The following is a 23,365-nucleotide window of genomic DNA, read 5'->3' as shown; positions in this document are numbered from 1 at the left end:
TCCAGACCCAATCTCCGTATACAGATCAAGATACGGTAAAGTCAGCTAAAAAAGTGGCAGCATCCTCCTTTAGGAGTTGCAAATAACAAATTCAGCAACTACACTCGTAATTAGAAAATAAATTCTGAGTATATGTCATCAGAAAAAAAATTAGCTATCAAAGGTGCTGCCTGGACGATCGCCAGTTATGCAAGCAGTCAAATTATCCGATTTGGCAGTAACTTAATCCTGACGCGCCTGCTTTTACCCGAATTATTTGGTCTAGTAGGTCTAACCTACGTTTTTATAACAGGGATCAACTTATTTACAGACATAGGCTTGGGCCCAAGTATCATCCAGAACAAACGGGGGGAAGATCCTCAATTTCTCAACACCGCTTGGACACTGCAAGTTATTCGCAGCTTGTTCATTTGGATTGGTTTGCTTATAATTACCCAGCCCGTTGCGAGTTTTTATGAAGAGCCCCGTCTTCTGTGGTTGATTCCAATCATAGGTATAAATTCCTTACTCGGAGGGTTTAAATCTACTTCAACAGCCAGCCTAGAACGCAAAATGGCAGTGAAGAAAGTAGTAATTTTTGAGTTGGGCATACAGATTGTTTCTACAACAGTGATGATTGTCTGGGCATGGTTCGATCGCAGCATCTGGGCGATTATCGTCGGTGGCTTTACTGGAGCTTTCATGGAGTTAGTATGGAGCCATTTTTTGATTCCAGGCAAGTCAAACCGCTTTGCTTGGGATAAAGAAGCAGCTAAAGAAATATTTTCTTATGGAAAATGGATATTTTTGTCTACGGCTTTGTTTTTCTTGTGTTCTCAAGCCGATCGACTGATCCTAGGGAAAATATTTACTTTAACAATGTTGGGCATTTACGGCATCGCTTTTACCCTGGGGGATATGCCGCGCCAAGTCATCATCGCCATTAGCGGTCGGGTAATTTTTCCATCGATTTCTATGCTGGCAGAGTTGCCGCGGGAGGAGTTGCGCGCGAAGATACTCAAGAACCGCAATCTAATTCTAATACCATTAGCCGTAGGTTTAGCAATTTTTGTAATCTTTGGAGATCAGTTAATTTTAACACTGTATCGGAAAGAGTATGAGGCTGCATCTTGGATGATGCCAATTTTGGCGTTAGGTATCTGGCACACCACCCTCCACAATATCATGGGTTCTTGTCTGTTAGCCGTAGGAAAGTCTCAGTACCCAGCTATAGGCAATCTGCTGACTTTTCTGAATCTATGTATAAGTATACCGCTGGGATACTACTTAAAAGGTAATTTAGGTGCCGTGATTGCTGTAGCTCTCGGTGACCTTCCTACCTATGCAGTAACTAACTACGGTTTGTGGAAAGAAGGACTAACTTGTTTTTGGCAGGATATTCAATTAACAGGGCTGTTTGTAGTGGTGCTGGCCACTCTACTTTGGTGTAGAGTCGCTTTGGATTGGGGTCTGCCAATCGATAAAATATCACCGATGGATTTAGTTCCAATCAATCAACTATTTCAGTAAAAAAAGGAGATTGTTTCTATGTCAGCCGAACAAAATACAAGAAGCAAAGTAATGCACTTTATGTTCTTACAAATGGCTCTTTTACAAGAAATATCGCGAGTGGCAACAAGGTATAGTAAACTGATGTTTTTTTATCAAAAAAATCGGGTTATAAATTTGTTCAAAGAAAACGAACAGCCCGAAAAAAAACGCCCCAAAGTCTTTGTGGCTGTCCCACACATTACATCAGTTGAAGAATCTAACAATCCCGAAAAAGCCACAGCAAAAATAGAGAGACTCAGGCACACAATAGATGGACTGTTAACGACTTTTGCTCATTGCGACCTGACAATTACTATCCAAACTCTACCGAACAGGCACGTTACAGCCTACTTACCTGAATATCAAATTAAGTGCATTCAGATCCAAGAAGGTCCTGAATGCGACCCCATGTTTGTAGAGTTTAGACTTCAGGAAGAATTTGTCGAAAAAGTAGAAAAATTTGACTGGTTTTTATTTATAGAAGATGACATTGTTTTATACGATGCTTTCATTCTAGAAAAATTAGAAAGTTTTAACCGACAAAGCGGGTATGAGAATGCTATTCTTTACCCACACCGTTTTGAAATGTATCAAGGAACCAAGAGATACATTGATTTGACAATAGATGATGAACTATCGTGGAATAAACTATCTAGTGTAGAGATAGAAACTGTAAAATTTGCTGAGTGTACCAATCCTCATTCAGGATTTTACTGTTTGTCAAGAAAGCAGATGAAAGAGTGGATAAAATCAGGTCGCATCTTCAAAAATCAAGTAGTGAAGGTCGGGCCTTTAGAGAGTGCAGCCACTTTTTGTCTTTTGGAATGTTTCTCGATATATAAGCCCCACCCGTCAAACTTAAACTATTTTGAGATCAGGCATTACGATAGCAAATACTCTAAGCTATATCCCGAACCGGAATCGCCGTATACACTGTCAGCAGTTAATAATAGTTCCCACACACCCATCGGCAAGGCTTCGTCAAAGGGATCTAAGTAGTCGTCATGATTATTAGTAGGATGGGTAGATCGCAAGCGTTACCCCTAAACCTATTAAATAATTAGCGATTTGAGATGTGAGATTAAATTAAAAATCTAAAATCTCAAACAGTGTTGGACGCAAGTGGTATAATTGTAGGGTGCTCTACTGTCCTCAAAGCCTCTCTCTATCGAGCAATTTTTAGCACTGAGGCAGCCTAAAAGGTAAAATCTCAAATTTCACATCTCCACTCGGTTGATACTGTTGGAATTGCCGCAGACTCCACGGATTTAAGCTCGTGAGTTTAGTTCAGTCCTGGAGGCACACACACTTTCAAAAACCGAGTTTTTTACCAACATATTTCGTTATATTTCGTTGCAGCCCTTTAGCCTGGTAAAAAAAACCGTTTCAGAGGGCCGGGAGTACGCCCAAGACAGTAAAATTTAAGAGGGAAAATTTGGCAGTTACTTTTCAGCAGAAAGTAGGAGAGAAAGATTTGTGAGTATTTTTAAGAAAAAAATTAATCCTTCACCCTTCGCTATTCTGCCATTCCAACAGCCGATCGACCGCACGGCGATCGTCCTCATGCTAGTGCTGAGCTTCTTAATAGGGCTGCTGCTGCTGAGCGGCGATCGCACAGCACCCAGAGTGCGAGAATTTACCTGGGAAAATAAACAAATCGGCGCCGAAGATACCGGCTTTATCCTCACATTCTTTCGGCCGATGAACCAGTCCACGGTCGAAGAAAACTTAAAGCTAGAACCCCCCCTCCCCGGTAAATTTAGTTGGGCGGGAAGGCGCATGGCTTACACCCTCAAAGATCCAGCACCCTACGGCGTTACCTACACATTAAAACTCGCTGGAGCAACCGACAAGTATTTCGGAGAAAAAAACCAAAAAAAAGGAACGCTAATGCAACCGTTTAGCAGTTCCTTTCGCAGCCGCGATCGAGCTTTTGCTTACATCGGTGTCCAAGGCGAAACAGAAAGCAGATTAATGCTAGTCAATCTCACCAGCAGCGACTCAAAACCGATACCGCTGACTCCCAAAGATTTAGTTGTCACCGATTTTAAACCTTATCCCGACAGCGATCGCATTTTATTCTCCGCCACAGATCGATCAATCGCCCGTACTCGCGGCACCCTAAATCAAGAACTCTTCACAGTCACCACCGGCCTCAACCCCCAATCCGACTTAGGAAATCAACAAAAATACCCAGCCGGTAGAATCGACAAAATCTTAGACTCCAAAGATTACCAAAACCTCAAATTCGACCTCTCAGCCGACGGAAAAATCATAGTTGTCCAGCGCGTCAACCGTCGCAATCCCGGCGATTTCAGTCCTTGGATTTTGGAAGAAAAAGTGGCGCCCAGACCCTTGGAAAATGAACAAGGCGGAGATTTTATGATTCGCCCCGACAGCAAATCGATGGTAATATCTCAAAAACAAGGATTAGCGATCGTCCCCCTCAAACCCGAAGCAGATCCAGTAGAATTTTTGCCAAAATACGAACAAGTATTGGGCATGGCCCGCGACAACTCCGCCGCCGCCTATGTTAAATACAACAGCGACTTTACTCGATCGCTTTTCATCTTAGATAACCAAGGTGTAGAACAAGAAATATTGCGTATTCCCGGCAGCATTATGGCTGTTTATTTCGATCCCCGCAAAAACGAAGACAACCAAGTTCAGCGTCTATACTGTTTGTTAGCCCAACGCCTCAAAACAGAAAGCTACAAAGAACAGCCTTTCATCGCCACCATCGACCTCAAAAAAGAGGGTACTCGTTTGGTAGGAACCATCAAACCGCTGCTGATTTTGCCCAACCAATTAGATACCCAAATCAGTTTATCTCCCGACGGGCTGGCATTAATTTTCGACCAATCAGTCACAGCAGCAACTCCCTCCGTAGCAGACAGTCCCCGCAACGATAGTGGACAGTCGATCGCCACCAGCCGCCTCTGGCTGCTACCCTTAGTAGAAATACCCGCAGATGGTTCTCCCGCCAAACTACAGCCAGAAGAACTTCCCTTTGCCGGCTATCACCCCCGCTGGCTACCATAAACCAATTTGAGATTTGAGAACGCACTGCTGACTAATGACTGGTGACTAATCTAAAATCTAAAATCTAAAATCTAAAATCCTTATGACTCCCGAAGAAATTAGCAATACCCTTAAAGACTTATTTGGTGACACTGTTGAGATGCCTGCTGCCACTTCTTGGCAAGTAGAAACCCCCAATTTTCGCCTGTTAGTCCTCCTTTCAGAAGACGGGAGTTGGCTGCGGATTTTGTTGCCGATCGCCGATGCCCAAGAAGCTCAACCATTTCTTGATAAACTCCTAGAAGCTAACTTTGACACCACCCTCGAAACTCGCTACGCCTTACATCAAAACGTTTTGTGGGGAGTATTTCAGCACAGTTGTGCCACACTCGCGGCCGCCGATTTCTCAGCCGCCGTCGCCCGAGTGCTGGCTTTGCAAGAGAGAGGTTTGTCTGACTTTTTCGGCGGTTTGATAGAAAGCCGCATCCGTCAAATCATCAAAGCTGCGAAGACGCAGGGACAGTCTGTCGAAACCACCCTTCAAACTTTAGACCGTTTCTACGCAGAGGGATTGATGGGTGAAATGGAACTAGGGCGAGAGTCTAGCGAAAAAACTCTCGCCGCTTGGCGGTATCAGCTAGAACGCCTCTGGCCGGAGGTGGAACCCTAAAAGAATTGGAGATTGCTGATTGGAGATTGCAGATTGCAAAAAACTGATGACTATCGAGGTTCGGAAGTTGCCTAAAGTTGCATTTCTTTTGAGTGGTATAGCAACCGCGGCCGACGCTTAGGATGTTCTTAATTCCACAAACCCTTGGGGAACATTGCTTCTTCCTTCTCTCGCGACGATAACTAAAGCCTTCCATCCGTTACATTCGGTTACATCCGAAGAAAGCGAATTCGTTGCCGAACTTCCTTTGGCTAGGGCCCTAGTCTTGACAATTGGAGCCTGCAAGCCCCTTGGACAATGGCTAATCCGGGCCCTCGAACCCTCACAGGATGCCAGTATATTCACTGATAACCCGCTCGCGGTTCTCCAATTCCCTTCTATCACGGGAAAAATGGTATAATTTATCACAATAATTAGTTATAAATATTAAAAATTTTCGGAAAACACCCGATCGCAGGTATATCATGGTAAAAAGTTTACAGCAGAGATCAGTAAGTTCCACAAAAGCTTCGATCGTTTAATATTGACTTAGAAACAAAATCTTTAGGAGACAATGCTACTGCGATCGGGTTTTCCCATCGGGTGCTGTTGTAATTTCACAAATTAGCAACTACCCGCTACCAATTACCAGTTACGAATTAATAGCAACTTAAGTTGTTCATGAATACAATTTTTAACAGGGGTTTCATCTATGTTTGCTGTGCGTGAGACTAGCTCGGAGTTATCAGTGTTGCATATACCTGAATTTTGTACTTGGAACATCTCCTTAGAATCAACTCTCCTAGACCTGCCACTCTCCAACTGCCAAATTGAATTAACTCAACAGGCAAAAGAAGTAGCCAAGGCTTTTGAAGAAAATTCAATGCTTCCCGGCGTCATTTTGACAGATAGTGGTAATTTTGTCGGCATGATATCCAGGCGTCTATTTTTTGAAAAAGTTAACTGCCGCTACGGAGTAGAAATGTTTTTCAAGCGACCAATAGAGGTGCTGTACAAGTTTGCCAAGCCAGAGGAACTCATACTTCCCGCCAGTAAATTAATAGTAGAAGCCGCCCAGGAATGTCTTTACAGATCAGCAGAATTAATTTACGAACCCGTAGTAGTGGAAATAGCCCCCCAAGCCTACAAGCTGTTAGACGTACACCAATTAATGGTCGCTCAATCAAGAATTCACGAATTAACAAATAAGTTACTCCACAAACAAACCCAAGCCAAACTCATCCAAACCGAAAAAATGGCGAGTTTGGGGAGGATTGTAGCAGAAGTAGCCCACGAAATCAGAAATCCGCTGAATTGTATTTGGGGAAATTTAACTTTTCTGCTGTCCTATTTTGAACACTTGCTTCAGCTCATGTCGGTTTATGAAGAAGAATATTCGGCACCCTGTCCCCGAATTGATGCCCTTAAAAAAGAAATTGAATTTGATTTTTTACAAGAAGATTTGCCGATCACCTTAGAAGGGATGGAGTTGGGAGCCTCACAATTGCTAAAAATAGTTAACGGGCTGCACCACTTCTCTCACATGGACGAGACAAAACCAGCCGAGACAGATATTCACGAATGCGTGGAGATGACGCTGTTAATTTTGAAAAATCGCTTTAAAAACAGCATAGAGGTGGTTAAAAATTACGGCGAACTGCCCCTAGTTAGAGGCTACTCCGGTCAGTTGAGTCAGGTGTTTTTGAACTTGTTAGTTAATGCTCTAGACGCCCTGACCGAGTACGCAGCCGATCGAGAAATACACACCCAGTGCGGGGACAACTGGCAGCCCCAAATCGAAATTACCACTAAAGTGATAGAAACCGAACACGGCAAGCGAGCCGCAATTTGCATTGCCGATAACGGGCCAGGCATTCCCCCAGAAAATCAGCAGCAGATATTTGACACCTTTTTTACCACTAAACCAGCAGGCAAAGGCAGCGGTATGGGGCTGGCTATCTGCCATCAAATCGTCACAGAAAAGCACGGCGGCCAACTCAAATTGCGATCGCAACCAGGTAAGAACACTGAATTTGAAATTCTCCTGCCTATAGTTGGCACAACATGATTAGCTTAAGAATATTCTCGGTTGTTCGCTCCTGCGGTGAAATGATAGGGTAGCTTAGTAGTAGGTGCTCATTTCACTTTCCCAGCGTTTCGGCAACTAAAAGTTCCAGTGGCAAATAAATTCAGTTCCAAACTCCTTGGCCCTTCAGTCTCCGAAGGCAGCCATCAAGACCTTTCGCTAGAGTCTACCCTCTGGGATTTGCCCCTGTATGACTTTCAGGTTAAATCGAGCTGCTTGGCCGTGGCAGTTGCCGAAATGTTTGAACAGCATCCCCTCGTGCCGGGGGTCGTCTTGATGGAAGCAGGAGAGTTTGCTGGCATGATATCCCGCAGGCAACTGCTGGAATATTTGCTCAAACCCCAAGGCCCAGAGCTATTTTTGCACCTGCCACTAAAAGTTCTCTACAGTTACGCTCGCGTCGAAATATTATTGGTGGCAGAGAGTACAACCATTTTGGCAGCAGCCCCACAAGCTCTGCGTCGATCGCCCGAATTGCAGTCAGAACCGATCGTCGTCCAAATAGACTCCCAATCTTACCGACTCTTAGACCCTAACGCACTCAACATCGCGTACTGGCAAATTCGTGGCATAGAAACTCAAGTCCGCTACGAAAGAGCCCAAACTCAAATGATTCAAAGCGAAAAAATGGCTAGTTTAGGGCGTTTAGTCAACGGAGTAGCCCACGAAATTTTAGATCCGGTAGGCTTTATCTGGGGGAATTTAACCTACGTCAGCGACTACAGCAAAAACTTGATGGAATTGCTCTCAGTTTACGACGCATACTGTACCGATCCCCCGCCGGAAATAGCACGGCTCAAAGAAGAGATCGACTATGACTTTTTGCAAAACGACTTCCTCCGAACTGTTGCCAGCATCAAATCAGGAGCAGAACGTTTGAGCAAGTTGGCAACCAGTTTGCAAAACTTCTGCCACATCGACGATATTTATCCCAAACCCACCGACTTGCACGCCAACATAGACAGCATACTTTTGCTGCTCAAAAGTCGTTTGACTAGGGAAATCCAAGTAGTGAAAAACTACGGCTACCTGCCACCAGTGCCGTGCTATGCAGGACAGCTAAACCAAGTATTTATGAATATATTGACGAATGCTATTCATACATTAATTAACGAAGCAGTCGGTCAAGAATTGGCAAAAGAGTTCAAAGGTGGAGGACTCAGAGACGCCGATCGCCAGCCTAAAATTGAAATCACAACTCAAGTCTGCTGTCCCGAACCTGCGTCGGATTTAGACAAACTTCATGTTCGCTGGGTTTCGATTTGCATATCAGATAACGGGCCAGGAATGTCACCTAGCAAGTACAAAAAAATCATAGAATCCTTCTCTACGGAAAAACGCGCCCTCAAAGAAACCAGTTTAGCAGTTAGCTATCAAATAGTGACGGGCAAACACGGCGGTGCATTCAGAATGCGATCGGAGTTAGGCAGAGGCACTGAATTTGAAATTTTGTTACCCTTGGCTTGAAGAAGTCAGTTGTCAGTTGGCAGTTGGCAGTTGGCAGTAGTCAGTTGGCAGTTGGCAGTTGGCAGTAGTCATCAGTTATCAGTCAACAGTCAACAGTTAACAGTCAACAGTCAACAGTCAACAGTCAACTATTATCTAAGTGACTGCCGCACATTTTACAAAATCTAGCATTAGCATCGTGTACAGACCAACCGCAACCTGTACAAACAGCTTCTCCGTGATTAGCACTTTTAACTAATTGTTTAATCAAATCCCCCAATTGCCAAGGAATCAGAGCAATTCCCGTCAAAATCATCAAAATAGTCAGAAAACGGCCGGATTCCGAAATCGGAGTAACATCGCCAAATCCCACCGTGGTCATCGTGACAACCGAGAAATAAACAGCATCTAAAAAAGTTCCAAAACTTTCGGGATTTGCCGGATGTTCGACTTGATAAATTAAACCCGAATAAACAAAAATTATGGCCAGCAAAGTAAACAAAATCCGAGCAAAAATCACCCCATCTTCGCTGCTGATGCGGAAAATAGAAATTTTTAATTCTAGAAAGCGGATGAGTCGGAGAATTCTAAACCAGCGGAAAATTCGGATAAAACTAACGTTGACAAATCCCAGCAAAAATGGTAATATTGCCAGCAAATCAATAATAGAAAAAAAACTAAAAATAAATTTAACTCGATTTTCGGCACACCATAGTCGCAATAAATACTCAAACAAAAAAACAACTAAAAGTGCTGTATCGAGAGTTTGCAAATTAATTCTAACAGTTTCGGAAATCGGATAAGTTTCGGCGATGAAGCTGGTCGAAGATAGGAGAATGAGTCCGGTAAGAGTTAAATTGACGGTTCTGCCAATTGGGGTTTCGATGTCTTCGAGATAAAATCCAATTTGCGATCGGGTTAACATAGATGAGATAATTAATACCATTTATGAGGTAAGGGAATTATCGCATATGAGTATCGAATTAACTAAGGGTGAAAGGTTCAATCTTTCTAAAGAAACTCCTAATTTCAGTAAAATTGCGATCGCCCTGGGTTGGCAAGTCAGCCAGACATCACAAAACTGCGACATTGACGCATCTGTTTTTATGTTAGCGGCGGACGGTCGGATTCCTGATGAAAAGTATTTTGTATTTTACAACAACCTGACCTCCCCCGACGGTGCGGTGCGACATTCGGGAGACAGCGCGACTGGGCAAATAGACGGAGATGATGAGACGGTTTATGTGGATTTGAGTAAAATCAATTCGGCGATTCAGGAAATTGTGTTTGTGGTGACTATTCACGAGGGACAGGAAAAAAATCAAAGTTTTAGTCAAGTTACAAATGCTTTTATCAGGCTTTACAACCGAGAAACTCTTAGCGAATTGGTTCGGTACAATTTAAATCAGATATTTTCCCAAGAAACGGCTTTAGAATTTGGACGCTTGTATAAGAAGAATGGCGAATGGAGGTTTCAGGCGGTAGGACAGGGATATAATGCTGGGTTGCAAAGTTTTGTAGACAAGTATTATGTTGAGAATGCGGTTGAGAAAAGCTCGAATGTTGGTGAGAAGGTTGATGATGCTGAGGTTGTGAGGCGGTTTAGCGATCGGGTGGACAAGCTATTGCGGGAAGAGGCGATCGGGGAGACACCAATTCCAGTATCTAGCGAAGCGGTAGAACAGCCGGCTGCTACTCCTGTGAATGTGGATACTGTGGAATCTCAGGAAGAGGCAAAAATTGATGATTCTGCACTAGAAAATCTGGAACCCGCTATTAGTGCGGAGGAATTTTGGAAACGGTATGAAGACGGAGAACGCGACTTTACAGGAATTAACCTAACGGGAGTGGATCTAAGTGGCAAAACTCTCGACTCTAATGTCAGTCTAAGTCAAGCAAACTTGAGCAGTGCCAATCTAGCCAACGCCAAATTGACTGGGGTAAATTTGATTGGAGCTAACTTGCAAGGCGCCAGCTTGAAATCAACAAACTTGCAAAACGCTGATTTGATTGAAGTTAATTTAAGTGGCGCTAACTTAACCAAGGTAATATTGTATTCCGCAAGACTAATTCAGGCAAATTTTAGTCAAGCCAACTTAAGCGAAGCAAAGTTGGATCACGCAAACCTGACTACAGCAAACCTGAGTAAAGCCAACCTAGCGCAGGCAAGTCTAAGTAGTGCTAACCTGACAGGAGCCGATTTAAGTCAAGCGAAGGTAAGTAAAGTGAACCTAAGTTATGCAAACCTCAGTGGCGTTAACTTCAGTGGCGTTAACTTAAGTGGAGCAAATTTGAGTGCAGCAAACTTGTATGGTGTTAACCTAACAGGGGTAAGTTTGGTTGGAGTAAACTTACAGGGCGTTAATCTGAGCGGGCAAAACATGAGTGGGTTTAATCTCTCTGGGGCTAACCTATATGGAGCCAACTTAAGTAAAGCCAATCTATCTTCAGCAGACTTGCGCGGAGCAAATTTGAGCAAGGCAAATTTAGAAAAAACTAACCTGAAGGAAGCTAAACTGGTTGGAGCAAATCTGGCTGGAGCAACACTCACAAGCACAATTATGCCAGACGGCACAACTCACAAATAAATTAATGTTTGTAGTAACGAATTGAGTCCTTAGAAATGGCAGGAGTAGGGCGTGTTTTATTAACCCGGAGATCCCCCCTAGCCCCCCTTAAAAAAGGGGGGAACCGGAAGCACTCAAAGTCCCCCTTCTTAAGGGGGATTTAGGGGGATCGAGACTTTGATACAAGTGACATTTATTATAGGTTTCAGTCTTAAATTGACACCAATGGTGTGCATCGCCCTAGAAATAGATTATGATTAGTATTAAAGATCAAATACATAGATTGTCGATGAATGAATCTGACGCGGAAATTATAGAATCTACCCTGAGATGGATGACTGAGTTTGTCGAGTTGCCGCATCCAGTTTTCAGCGATTTACCGATTTGTCCCTTCACTAAAAAGGCACGCTTGGCAAATCAAATTTTATTCAAAATCGAGCGGTTTTCAGCGCTGACTGAGTTCGATCGCGATTCTGCCATAATGAAATCAATTTATGAATTTTACAATTCGGAATTTGAAATCATGGTAGTAATTAATCCTGAAAAAACTGCAATTAGTGCGCCAGAAACTAAAGAATTGATAGACAAATTGAATAATCAGATTTCAGAATTGGGCTTGCTGGCTTTTCACGTCCATCCCGAAGAAGATTTTAATATTGACGGGCTTCATACTAGGAGGATGCCCTATCCGGGCTTCACTGTTCAAGTAAATTCTAAGCTGAAGCCAGCTTCCGATTCTTTAGAGAAAACTGAATATTACAAAAATTGGACTGCCGAACAACTAAAAAATTTCGGGATTCCGAGAAATTGACGATCGCCCACCCTCCCTTTCTCCCTGTCTTGCTTCGCGCCCTTGGCTACTTTCATCGCTTCAATCCTCCATGAGTTTGATGAGAGTTGTAAAAATACGATCGCACTCTGAAGAAGCCTTGCGAACCTTGTCAACATCCAGCATTCCTAACAGCTCGGAAGCGTGCTGTATCTTTTGATATTCGCCTTTCGATTTTGTGCCGCGGCTAGCTGCTTTCAGACTTCGTTCTAACGAATTCTTGCCAATCGTCTCTACATTATTAATATTTTTAGGAATCGCATTTTCTTTAAATCCCTGCCCGTAAAATCTTTTTAAAGTCTCAATATCCGCCATGAACCAAGCTTCCATCGTTTGCACCATGAGATAGCAATGAGTCTCATCAACCCCAGCAGGCGCATCCCAGTTATCTCTGGACTTCAAATGCTCCCAAGGCGACTGCTTTACAACAGGTGCTTCTGATTCAACCAGAAGGATGACAAACGCATCTGGGTGAGCGGCAAAAGCATTTTTGAAATCCCTCAAAGCATTATTCCGGGAACCGCAAAGAGTGATAGTCCACTTGATTTTCTTGCTTTGGACAACCTGCACAATTTCTTTGAAAAAACTGCTAACTCCTTGTCGGAGCAATGCCTTTGTATTCTTGCCCTCGCCGCCGCCTTCGATAAATGCGAATTTCTTTTACCATGGGTTGCCCCCGATTTCTCCCATCCGCCAAAGGTCTCCCAAAGTGTAATTCTCAAGCCATTTTTTCAGTCGTTCGGGATCGAGACGGTTCAGGTGACTTCCTCTATCATCCCGATCGCATATTAACACTGACTCAGGACTCAGAGCCGACACTAAAGCATCGGAATGAGTTGTCACAATCAATTGTGTGCGCTGTGAGGCTTCGATCAACATTTCAGCAACAACAGGCAGAATGTCGGGATGCAAGCCAATCTCCGGTTCTTCAATACATATAAGTGGCGGGGGAGTTGGATCGAGGAGTAAAGCTATTAAGAATAAATAACGCAGCGTACCGTCTGATAAACGAGTTGCGGGAATTGGCTGAGTTAATCCTGTTTCGCGGATGAATATCTGGACAGTACCGCCATAAATCTTGATACTCAGTTCTTCGGCTGCATCGTAGAACAGTTGTAATTTTTCAATAATCAGCCTACTTCCTAATTGATACTGTAAGTTATTTAAAACCAGTCCTAAGTTGCCACCATCTTCTAGGAGGGGATGTTCTGGCCAGTCAGTTTGCTGAGCCTTTCTAGATACTGAATCTCTCCCTGTTTGCCAGTTACGATATAAACCAATGTCGGCAAATTTATTTCCCAGATATGATAGTTCTGGATATAGTTCGGGATCTTTTCTTTGAGATAAGATAGATTGATCGGGAATGATATCTTCTCGCCGCAGATTCCGCAGCGTTCTTGGTTGCTGCTCGTTGTCCTGTATAACATTGATAACAGGGCGACCCCGATCGCTATAACGGTAATAGAAAAATGGCTGGCTTTCAGAACTATTGCGCGGTGCCATATCTTCTATAGCTTCGTCCACTACTTCAAGTCTCTGACCGACTGCGGTAAAACTAATCTGATAGCGCAGTGGCATCGTTCGTTCTGGGTAATCTAAAATAGCCTCAATTTTTGCTGTGGGAGTACCTTTTCCACCTTTCCACAGAAAATCGCTGATACCACCTCCTTGACGAATCGGAGTAAGTAAGTCGGTAGGTGTTGCCTTCAACACTCCCATCGCTTCAATTAAGTTAGACTTGCCGGATGCGTTAGTACCGATCAATACATTCAGGGGTTGCAGTTCAATTTTTTCCCCTTCACTTCCATAGGAAAGGAAGTTTTGCAGTTGCAGGGAGTGAATAAATCTTTTGCCTTCCACCTTGTCCTCCTATGCCAATTCTGCATTATTATACTTTACGAAAGCTTTCGTTTTTAGTCTTGAATTAAGTAGGTTTCAAAACTACCGATTCCAAGTCTTTGCCTTGAAGTCGGAGGGGGAGTGAGATATGCCGATCGATCGCACAACAGGCGACCTACTCTCCTGCAAAGGTCTGTGACCCATTACAATTAGTTCAGCAAAAAATCTTTACACATAAGAAGTCATGCAGCTTAAGTCAACAACCCGCCATATTCGCATATACACCGCCATCCTCGAAGATAACGAACTCGTACCCAGCAACGACCTTTTGACCCTCGACATTGACCCAGATAACGAACTTAACTGGGATGACGAGTCAGTCAAACAGGTACAGGCCAAATTCGACCAACTCGTAGACGCTTACGAGGGCGAAGACTTGACCGAGTACAACCTCCGCCGTATCGGTTCGGAGTTGGAACACTTGGTACGATCGTTCTTACAAAAAGGCCAAATCAGCTACAACCTCAACAGCCGCGCTGTCAACTACAGCATGGGATTGCCTCAAGTTGATGCCAAAGTTCACCTGTAAGGGCGATCGGGCGATCGGCATTTATGTCAAGTTAAGATTGAAACCCATAATAAATGTCGCTTGTAGCTGAGTTTCGATCCCTCCTACTCCTCTTAATCAGGGGAGTACGGGGGAAAAAGAGGGTTATGTTTCGTCTCTGGCTTTGGGGATGGAGGGAGATTTAGACTTGGATACAGAGGAAAGGTGGAGATGGGGAGAATTGGGAAAATGTGCTTTTATTCTTCTTCCTGCTTGTTTCTGACTCCTGACTCCTGACTCCCGGCTTCTTCCTTCTTCCGACTTCGATCGGACTTCTCCCCCGCCTCCCCAGCATCAACTGGAGAATTTGGAACGCGATCGCGTTCCAAAAACTGTTTAACTGCAAGTTGACGGTTGGTCATAAACTGACCCCAAGCGCCGGGAAACAGCCCATCCAAGGTTTCCACCAGCGCCCAAACCTCAAGATTCATCACTTTGTAATAGAAACTGTGAGAATGTTGAATGCTAGTGAGTATTTCGTCTATTTCAACAGCAGGCGGCAGCTTCGGATCGGACAAATTCTTGGGAAAGGCGCTGGGATCATGTGGGGGCATGGTTAAATAGCTAGTAAAAGTATAGTCATTTATGACATGACATAGGAGGCATTGAGTCCCTCCCCTTTCGCTCGTACTTTGAGCGGATTGACTCGCCTTGGCTGAACTACACAGCTCTCTATCCCATCGCTAAACGCATTTGGGATTGCTTTTCTTAGGATGTTGTATGAGGCGTTGACATCGGAGTTAATTAATTGACCGACCGATGTCTTGTACAAACCTCTCTTGATTCGCTTACCGCTAAATGTGACACCATCAGCGCCAGTATTCCCGTACACAGGAATCGGGTCTAGATTCAGGAAATTCGACCTAGATGTGTAAGATTCTTCTTGCACGATTACCTTCATCCCAACCAATCGAGCTTTATATTCTATCATTTCAATCAGTCGAGCATGAGGAATGCCGACGAAGTTTTGGTTGGTTTGCTTTCCTAAATCAATCTCGGTTTTCCATTGTGCATTTTTGCCGACAACTAGCGTCCCAATTTGATTAGCGACCAAAAGGTCAACAATTAGGCGACTGGTATGATGCAAGTAATTATCGACTTTTTGGTGGCGACAGCGAGTTAAGCGTTGAATGCGGGGTGAACTCTTGCGACTTCCTTTTAACTGATATTGTAACCGTGCTTTACGTTTGTTGTAGAACTGGTTGATTGATTTCAACGGACGCCCGTTAATCAACAGAGGTATAAAACCCGGCTGATTTGAAGTTAACGCCGCTAAGTTATTCAGACCTAAATCAATACTAGCTACGAATGTGTCGTCACGGGCGGTGGACGCCGGTTCATCATAAACCACCTCAATCACATAGGAATCACATTTGGGAACCAGCCTAACTTGGCAAATTTGAGCGGAATTTACTTGGGTCTTTATCAATATTTCCGTACCCGAAAGCTTGATAATTCCTTTCTTCAATTGCTTGCTGCTAATCGCCTGAATCGTATAGACAAGAATATTACGACCCTTGGTCTTATCCTTATATTTCGGTAGCTTCGGACGACCAGTGAATTTAGAGGAATCAATTTTGTAAGCTTTGACTGCTTCAAAAAAGGATTTCCAATTCTTGTCCAATACCATCAAGATTTGTTGACTAACCTTGGCGGGCATTGCCTTGTATGCTTGATGAGATTTCATCAAACGGTTCATCTCGTTGTAATTGATGTGGCCCCATCCATAAACAAAACTCTGACGAATGATGTAATTGGCGGCCTTGTAGAGATTTTTGGATTTAAAAGCTAATTCATCAATTTCAGCAAAACGGTGTTCCGTAGATTTAATGATGTGTCGCTCTGTTAGCTGCATTTGGATTTTCCATTCTTAACGCTCGCAACATTCTTGATTTCTATGAGTAGATGATACTACTATTGTTTATTAATGCTTAAAAGTTTAATGAACTTTTACAATTCTCAACAGCTTGCAGAGGCCGGTCAGTCGATTTTAGATTTTAGATTGACTCCACAGATGAATCTGGGGGCTTGAACTAATATCTAATTTTTTTTTCTCTCCCCGACTCCTGTCGGGGGCTGGCATCCGGCAGTAGATGTGAGATGTGAGATGTGAGATTGTAGATTTTATACTTTAGATGGACTCCAGAGATGAATCTGGGGGCTTTTATCCGTCTTTGGACCAGGTTAAATTTAACTTAACTTGCGAAACTCGGTCAAGAGGCAATGAACACCCTTGGCGAGAAAACCGAGAAGTGATATTTATTTATACCTGTCGGCTCAGGTGATTTCTACCTAGCAGCATCATACCATTAGAGTTAGTATAAAATCTCAATTCCCTTGAGTGCTGCGATTTCTTCGGAAATTGCCGCTATCAGGAATATGCTGAAAACAGCGTGATTTCCAACCGATGACTGGGGTGTCGCGCGATCGTCTAACCCTGAAAGCTCATAGTAAAATTCATCCGGCAGTCAACAAAATGGTAAACTGTTCGTGTCAGTACAAGACATTAAAACCTACCCCTAGACTGGGGGAAAGTCAGATATCACTACGCACACAACAGTGGAAACGTGGTGAGCCCGGGAACCTGAAAAATCAGGATATTAGGACTGCGAAGTCTTAAGAATCTGCGTCTGTTGAGAAAGCGGGGGTGTCAAATAATCGCCACGTATCAACCCGTCGAGGTTCAATCGCTAAAATAGTTCAGATCAGCACGCTTGCCCAAAGGCGTCAGGAACCCTTATGCAAAACTCTGTGGCAAAACACTACTTATGGGCTTTAGGTGAAGGGATCAAAGGGTGTAAGCCAGGCGATCTGATCGCTGGTCGCTACTTGGTCAAGCGCGATCGACTTCTTGTCGATACTCAACCCGAACACTTGCCGGAACTGCCCGAAGAGATTCCGAGTGTTGTCACTCCTTATCTGAGACTGTTTGCCTATCAGTTGCACGTACCTCAAGTATACGGCCTGGTATCGTCCAGGATGAGCAAGCTATCGGGAGATATCTGGCTACTGGAAAACGTGCCTATTTTGAAGGTGACGGAATCTTTAATGCCGGAATTGGCGGACTCCTGGAAAGGAGCCGCAGCGATGCGCCAGCTCAATTGGCTGTGGCAAATGGCCCAGTTGTGGCAGCCTTGTATCGCTCAGGGCGTGGCTTCGACGCTGCTGACTCCCGAACTGCTACGGGTGGAAGGGCAATTGGTGCGGTTTCTGGAATTGCAGCCCGATCGCAAACCGCCTCATTTGTCGCAGTTGGGCAAATTGTGGCAGCAGTGGCTCGAAGATGCTCACCCAACTATTGCCAATTTTTTAAGGCAACTTTGCCAGCAAATGGTTGCCGGTCAAGTGCGCCACGGCGAACAACTGATGGGCCAGTTGGATAAAGCTTTGGCAAAGTGCGGCCGATTTTACGATCGTCACGTTGAAATTGCCACGGGCACGGATGTAGGCAGATCCCGCGCTCACAATGAAGATGCTTGCTATCCGCCCAGCGGTACGCTGTTCGCAGGAAACCCGGGCGCAGAAGCTTGCGCGATCGTCTGCGACGGTATCGGTGGACAAGACGGCGGCGAAGTCGCTTCGGAAGAAGCAATTGGTGTGCTGTGCGACAAGTTGCAGCAAATGCCCCTGCATCAGGCTAATTGGGACCCATTGAGCCTGACTTCCAAGCTGGAACGGGCGGCTTGTGCTGCTAACGACAAGATAGCCAGTCGCAACGACAGCGAACACCGCCAAGGCCGCCAGCGGATGGGAACTACGCTAGTTATGGGTTTAGCCCATATTCACGAGCTCTATGTCGCCCACGTCGGAGACAGTCGGGCTTACTGGATTACTCGTACCGGCTGCTATCAAGTTACTCTCGATGATAATGTGGCTTGCCGCGAGGTGCGTTTGGGCTACTCTCTCTACCGGGATGCTTTGGAACAAGTGGCCGCCGGAGCTCTGATTCAAGCTTTGGGGATTACTTCGTCCAACACTCTGCACCCGACTATACAGCGTTTTCCGGTGGATGAAGACTGCGTTTTGCTGCTGTGTTCCGACGGTTTGAGTGATAAAGACCGGGTTGAGGAATGTTGGGAAGCGGAGATTTTGCCAATTCTCGACGGTAGCATTAGTTTGGGTAAGGCGCGCGATCGACTGATTGAGATTGCTAATACTAGAAACGGTCACGATAACGTCACTGTTGCTTTAATTCACTGTCAAGCACATTTGAGGGAAGACGGCAATACTTTTACAGAACTGTCTGTCGCACCTTTAGATACGCCGATCGAACTAATTTCCGATAGCGAGGATATGCCAACGGATTTGAATGGGCCCACAAGCCTTGGCGGTGCGAATTCTGAAGGAAAAACGCAGTTGTTACAGCCGGAAAAAAGCAAAAGCCCATTTTCGCTGCTGCTGAAAATTTTATTTTTATTAGGCTTGGGGGGTGTATTTGCTTATTTTTTCATCCCTCCGGTGGGTCGCGCGATTGATACTGCCGGGGAGTCGATTTTCGGGAAACGCGGTTTAATTAAAGCTGGAAAGACGCCGGAGAAAACAGTTGAATCTGTAGCTTCTCCGGTCAAATCTTTAGAAACAGGCTCGTTTATAGAGATTAAAAGTTCTGCGACTGGGGAATTAGGAAAAGAGGGCGATGGCTTGGATTTGCAAGGCGCAATCGGTGAGTTGACTGTCAAAGGAACAGTCCCAGCCGGCAGCGTTTTGCAGGTGACAAACAAACAGCTTACGCCTCAAGGCAATTGGCTGGAATTGAAAGTTTGTTCGATTCCTGAAATAGTGCGATCGAACTCTCCCAAACCCGAGTCAAATAAAGATTTTTCTACAGTTTCAAAACCGACACTGAATCCATCTCGCGCTGTGGCAAATCCCTCGCCTTCCCCGCCAGTTAAGGCAACAGTTGAAGTAGAAAGCGCCAAGCTGCAACCGGGGGAAATCGGATGGATTCAAGAACAAGATGCCATTTCTAAAGTAGTCTCTAACCTATCTTTAAACCAAATTCAAAAGGGGAAATGTGTTGATTCTGACTCAAATCCCAATGCAAATTAAACTGTTAATGCTTGAGTATATTTATCTAAATTGATAGAGTTTAGTAGAAACAAAAATGCAGATTTCTCAACAAAACTAAGATTAATATCATGTCCGGCCGAGCGATCGCGTTTTTTGCAGGGGCCCGTGACCCAACAGTACCTGGCAATAATTAACAATCTCAAAAACCCGCCCCGACCGGGATATTATGGTTAATCGATCGGACATGATATAACTGATACCATCGGTGGTCAAGTAGCTGGCATAATTTTAGATTTGAGATGGGAAATTATTAAATTACCAATCTCAAATCTAACAAGGTTTCAAAATTGCTAACCTAATTTATTAGATACTTCTGCCAGTTTAGTCACCATTTGGGATACGGCTTTGTCAACTGCCGCGCTCAAAAGTGAGTCTTCATTGCTGCTGCCAGAATTGCTGCTGATACCTCTGACAGAAATATTAGAATCGCTTTGATCTGCTTCTCCTACTGCTTTGGCTGTGGCAAGAATATCTCCCGAAGCTGTACCGATTAACCGCACATCTATTTGAACGGTAGCTTTGGTTTTTTGTGAACCCGCGCCGATTCCCATGAAACTGCCGCCGCCGGATTGTTTGTCGATATTAAACTTGGTAATGGTGCCGATGAGCACGGCGTCAACTCCTAATTGTTTGCCAATTTCGGCTGCTGTGCCAGCATCCATCGCGCCGCTGCGATTTTGCTGTTTGAGCACTTGTTCGAGTTTGCTGCGATCGACTACTGTATAAGTGCCGTTGTTGACGAGTTCGTTGATTAACAGTTCGCTGATGCCTTTGGCGGCGCCGACTCCCCTGTAGGAAGTGTAATAGCTGTTGGTGGGGCCGTAGTCGAAGTCCATGACGACGAGGCGTTTTTTGGCCGTTGCTTGGGCGAGTTGGGTTGCGGGTTCGGTGGTGGCTGGTGTGGCGATCGCATTTACTGAGACGCCTGCTAGCATTAGAGTAGCGAGGGAAATGCTGGTTAAGCGAGATATGGTGGTTGTTTTCATAAAGCTTACCTCACAGTTGTTTTGTGCCGACTCTAGGATACTTTACGGAACAGTCCGATGTCAGGGTTGGGGGGTGAGGAGGTTGGAATTGGCGGGCTTTAGTGTGTTGGGACTTTCAACAGGCTTAATTTTGGTTAATTAACCGCAGAGGACGCAGAGGACACTGAGAAAGAAAGGAAGAGTTTAATCAAGCTTTCAATCCTTTATAGGGATTTAGGGGTTTTCCTGCCAATAAATTTAATATCTCTGTACTTTAACGGTGGCCACAACCGCACAGCCATCCAAAATTCCTCTTACGCCCCAGCTTCCATAAAACCCATCAACCAATTAGCCATCGTCGCCCTGCGAGTCTGTCTGGGCCCGAATTCCCCAATTTTATAGCCTTTAAAGCCCAATTTTTCCTTCAGCAACTGCTTGTTTTCTGGAGGAGTCGATCGAGTCAATTTTACCGTCGCCGGCCTAGAATCGATAAAATCCGGCGGTTCCGGGTACTCTTGCCGCCACTCGGCTGCAACACCTGCACTGTTCCACTTGTCAGTCTCGGCATCCCAGCGGTAGCCCAGATATTGCCAAACTAATCGGTTGACAGCAGCATCGTCGATTTCTTCGTTGAGAATAGCCCAAATAGTTTCGTTATTCAGCGGTGGTAATTCAGACATAAGCGCGATCGAATCGGAAATAAAAAAAGTTTAACTCACATTAGATAACATGATCAGGAACGGGCCGGACAGCCCGTTCCACAAAAAATCATAGGAATTTGTTTGTGGGGTGGATACGCGAGCCCGCCCAAAATGCCACCCCAAAAAAATTAATTATTCAAAATTCCGTCTTTCTCGGCCATAGACAGCATTAAGTCAATCACGCGGCTAGAATAACCCCACTCGTTGTCGTACCAGGAAACAACTTTGAAAAACTTAGAATTCAGTTCAATTCCCGCACCTGCATCGAAAATGCTCGATCGCGCGTCGCCCTTAAAATCTGTCGAAACAACTGCATCCTCAGTATATCCAAGAATGTTTTTGAGTTCGCCCTCTGAAGCTTTTTTCATTGCCTCGCAAATTTCTTTATAGCTAGTTTCCTTCGCCGTTTTGAAAGTAAGGTCAACTACAGACACGTCGGGAGTTGGCACGCGCAAAGCCATTCCAGTCAATTTTCCTTTCAATTCTGGCAACACCAAAGTAACAGCTTTCGCTGCACCGGTCGAAGATGGAATAATATTTTGAGCTGCACCGCGTCCTCCCCGCCAATCTTTTTGGCTAGGGCCGTCTACAGTTGGTTGAGTAGCTGTCATTGCGTGAACTGTAGTCATTAAACCTTCTTCCAATCCGAAGTTATCGTTGATCACTTTGGCGATTGGTGCTAAACAATTCGTCGTACAGCTAGCATTAGAAACAACCGTATCTTTTGCCGGGTCAAATTTGTGGTGGTTGACGCCTACTAGAAAAGTTGGCACTTTTTCCGGGTCTTTTGTCGGTGCTGAAAGTATTACTCGTTTTGCTCCCGCCGTCAAGTGTTTTGATGCGCCTTCAAAATCTGTAAACAATCCGGTAGATTCTACAACATAATCTGCGCCGGATTTACCCCAGGGCAATTCGGCAGGATTTCTAATCGCTGTACAGGGGATAAATTTTCCGTCAACGACAATCCCGTCTGGTTTGCTTTCAACTTCGCCGTCGTAAATGCCGTGGGTGGAGTCGTATTTGAAAAGATAAGCCAGGTTTTCTGGCGAAACTAAGTCGTTAATGCCGACAAATTCGATGTTGGGGTTTTTGATGCCAGCACGCATGACTAGCCGTCCGATGCGACCAAATCCGTTGATGCCGACTTTTAATGCAGCCATGTTTAAACTCCTATTGAAAATATCGTTAGTCGATCGGGCGTTAGCGAAGTCCTCGCAGAGGATCGCCTGTTGTGGCTTAGAATTTACCACGCTCACTGATTTTTGCAACTGATTCTTTTCTATCTCTTAAGAATTCTGAATTCTCCCCCGGCTGGGAAGGGCAATTCATCCTGAAATAACCGCTGACTAATGGCTAATGGCTGATTTAAGTCAAATTGTAAAAGTGCTATAATAGACAGAAATTATTTTCAAAATCGCTTTTTCAAAATCAGTCTAAAGTAATAATAAAAAACTTATTCAAAAGGCGAAACGGATTGGCATTCTCACCAGTGGCGATTGTCGGAACCAAAGCCTAGGATTAAAGTCGCAGATACGCGCAAGGACACAGCAATGCCGTGTCCCTAGACATAGGGCATACAATCTATAGCAATCCTTGCAGGAGTCGTAATTTTTTTACCCCACCCCAACTCTCCCCGAACTGGCGGGGAGAGAGTAAGAAATTTACAAATGATGCGAGGATTGTTATAGGTGCAGCTCAAATTTTCCGAATTGGTATAATCACCAATCACTAATAACTAATGACTACCCGACGCACCTAGTAATTAGCAATTCCACCGCATCTGAAATAAAACACGACCCACCAAATTTATTGAGTACGGGTCTAATGTTTTCTGCAACTGCTGAAACTTGAGCTGGTGAACAAAAAGCAAGCACATAAATGTTATCCAGCGCCGTCATTGATGAATCACGGGAAACGTGATCCCTAGTGCTTTTTCCAGCGACATCACGGATCACCGAATAACCGGGTACGCCAGCTTTGTCTAAACCGTCTAAAATCTTGCCGAGTTCTACTGAGTGGGCTATGATTTCTACTCTTTTGACTGACTCCATCATC

Annotated in this window: 19 protein-coding genes; 10 read left to right on the top strand and 9 right to left on the bottom strand. The window is 44.5% G+C overall.

What is annotated here, in order from left to right:
* Positions 1 to 132: 132 nt before the first annotated feature.
* The 6 genes from Q5691_RS10135 to Q5691_RS10110 all read left to right on the top strand — a co-directional run bounded on the left by Q5691_RS10135 (position 133) and on the right by Q5691_RS10110 (position 8,753).
* The gene (locus Q5691_RS10135) at positions 133 to 1,509 is read left to right on the top strand and encodes an oligosaccharide flippase family protein (RefSeq protein ID WP_333213482.1); all 1,377 of its coding nucleotides are present in this window, start codon (positions 133 to 135) and stop codon (positions 1,507 to 1,509) included.
* Positions 1,510 to 1,527: 18 nt separating this feature from the next.
* Complete coding sequence (locus tag Q5691_RS10130; protein ID WP_333213483.1) at positions 1,528 to 2,529, top strand: hypothetical protein; 1,002 nt, start codon at positions 1,528 to 1,530, stop codon at positions 2,527 to 2,529.
* A gap of 477 nt (positions 2,530 to 3,006) precedes the next feature.
* A complete protein-coding gene (locus Q5691_RS10125) occupies positions 3,007 to 4,572 on the top strand; it encodes a hypothetical protein (RefSeq protein ID WP_333213484.1) in 1,566 nt (521 codons plus the stop codon).
* A gap of 82 nt (positions 4,573 to 4,654) precedes the next feature.
* Positions 4,655 to 5,221: a hypothetical protein gene (locus Q5691_RS10120; protein ID WP_333308308.1), complete on the top strand. Its 567-nt coding sequence runs from the start codon at positions 4,655 to 4,657 to the stop codon at positions 5,219 to 5,221.
* A gap of 691 nt (positions 5,222 to 5,912) precedes the next feature.
* Positions 5,913 to 7,268, top strand: coding sequence for an ATP-binding protein (locus Q5691_RS10115; protein WP_333213486.1), 1,356 nt, complete (start codon positions 5,913 to 5,915; stop codon positions 7,266 to 7,268).
* A gap of 108 nt (positions 7,269 to 7,376) precedes the next feature.
* The gene (locus Q5691_RS10110; RefSeq protein ID WP_333308306.1) at positions 7,377 to 8,753 is read left to right on the top strand and encodes an ATP-binding protein; all 1,377 of its coding nucleotides are present in this window, start codon (positions 7,377 to 7,379) and stop codon (positions 8,751 to 8,753) included.
* A gap of 124 nt (positions 8,754 to 8,877) precedes the next feature.
* Here Q5691_RS10110 and Q5691_RS10105 read toward each other — a convergent pair whose 3' ends face one another.
* Entirely contained in the window at positions 8,878 to 9,657 is a 780-nt protein-coding gene (locus Q5691_RS10105; RefSeq protein ID WP_333344701.1) for an ion transporter, read from the bottom strand.
* Between the two features lie 46 nt (positions 9,658 to 9,703).
* Between Q5691_RS10105 and Q5691_RS10100 the strand changes: the two genes are divergently transcribed.
* Together Q5691_RS10100 and Q5691_RS10095 are read left to right on the top strand one after the other, a co-directional pair.
* A complete protein-coding gene (locus Q5691_RS10100) occupies positions 9,704 to 11,320 on the top strand; it encodes a pentapeptide repeat-containing protein (protein ID WP_333344699.1) in 1,617 nt (538 codons plus the stop codon).
* Between the two features lie 268 nt (positions 11,321 to 11,588).
* Positions 11,589 to 12,110: a hypothetical protein gene (locus Q5691_RS10095; protein WP_333308300.1), complete on the top strand. Its 522-nt coding sequence runs from the start codon at positions 11,589 to 11,591 to the stop codon at positions 12,108 to 12,110.
* Between the two features lie 60 nt (positions 12,111 to 12,170).
* Here the strand turns inward: Q5691_RS10095 and Q5691_RS10090 are convergent, their stop codons facing one another.
* The gene (locus Q5691_RS10090; protein WP_333344697.1) at positions 12,171 to 12,737 is read right to left on the bottom strand and encodes a DUF4276 family protein; all 567 of its coding nucleotides are present in this window, start codon (positions 12,735 to 12,737) and stop codon (positions 12,171 to 12,173) included.
* Between the two features lie 51 nt (positions 12,738 to 12,788).
* Entirely contained in the window at positions 12,789 to 13,988 is a 1,200-nt protein-coding gene (locus tag Q5691_RS10085; protein WP_333344695.1) for an AAA family ATPase, read from the bottom strand.
* A 223-nt stretch (positions 13,989 to 14,211) separates the two neighbouring features.
* On the opposite strand from Q5691_RS10085, the gene Q5691_RS10080 reads away from it, so the two are divergent.
* Positions 14,212 to 14,556: an NAD(P)H-quinone oxidoreductase subunit M gene (locus tag Q5691_RS10080; RefSeq protein WP_333213493.1), complete on the top strand. Its 345-nt coding sequence runs from the start codon at positions 14,212 to 14,214 to the stop codon at positions 14,554 to 14,556.
* A gap of 215 nt (positions 14,557 to 14,771) precedes the next feature.
* Here the strand turns inward: Q5691_RS10080 and Q5691_RS10075 are convergent, their stop codons facing one another.
* Complete coding sequence (locus Q5691_RS10075; RefSeq protein WP_333213494.1) at positions 14,772 to 15,128, bottom strand: hypothetical protein; 357 nt, start codon at positions 15,126 to 15,128, stop codon at positions 14,772 to 14,774.
* 29 nt (positions 15,129 to 15,157) lie between these two features.
* Entirely contained in the window at positions 15,158 to 16,429 is a 1,272-nt protein-coding gene (locus Q5691_RS10070) for a transposase (RefSeq protein ID WP_333213495.1), read from the bottom strand.
* 884 nt (positions 16,430 to 17,313) lie between these two features.
* Here Q5691_RS10070 and Q5691_RS10065 point away from each other — a divergent pair.
* Positions 17,314 to 19,623, top strand: coding sequence for a protein phosphatase 2C domain-containing protein (locus Q5691_RS10065; RefSeq protein WP_333308295.1), 2,310 nt, complete (start codon positions 17,314 to 17,316; stop codon positions 19,621 to 19,623).
* Positions 19,624 to 19,934: 311 nt separating this feature from the next.
* Here Q5691_RS10065 and Q5691_RS10060 read toward each other — a convergent pair whose 3' ends face one another.
* From Q5691_RS10060 to Q5691_RS10045, 4 genes are all read right to left on the bottom strand, one after another.
* Positions 19,935 to 20,630 carry an LPS assembly lipoprotein LptE gene (locus Q5691_RS10060; RefSeq protein WP_333213497.1) on the bottom strand — a complete coding sequence of 232 codons (696 nt, stop codon included), beginning with the start codon at positions 20,628 to 20,630 and terminating at the stop codon, positions 19,935 to 19,937.
* Positions 20,631 to 20,923: 293 nt separating this feature from the next.
* Positions 20,924 to 21,289, bottom strand: coding sequence for a DUF1823 family protein (locus tag Q5691_RS10055; RefSeq protein ID WP_333213498.1), 366 nt, complete (start codon positions 21,287 to 21,289; stop codon positions 20,924 to 20,926).
* A 149-nt stretch (positions 21,290 to 21,438) separates the two neighbouring features.
* A complete protein-coding gene (gene gap / locus Q5691_RS10050) occupies positions 21,439 to 22,470 on the bottom strand; it encodes a type I glyceraldehyde-3-phosphate dehydrogenase (RefSeq protein ID WP_333213499.1) in 1,032 nt (343 codons plus the stop codon).
* A gap of 582 nt (positions 22,471 to 23,052) precedes the next feature.
* Positions 23,053 to 23,364: a P-II family nitrogen regulator gene (locus Q5691_RS10045; RefSeq protein WP_223300725.1), complete on the bottom strand. Its 312-nt coding sequence runs from the start codon at positions 23,362 to 23,364 to the stop codon at positions 23,053 to 23,055.
* Between the last annotated feature and the right edge of the window lies 1 nt (position 23,365).

Source organism: Microcoleus sp. w1-18aA5 (assembly GCF_036701705.1).
Lineage (GTDB): Bacteria > Cyanobacteriota > Cyanobacteriia > Cyanobacteriales > Microcoleaceae > Microcoleus.
Note: the sequence above shows the minus strand (reverse complement) of the source record. Positions and strands in the feature narration are given on the sequence as shown.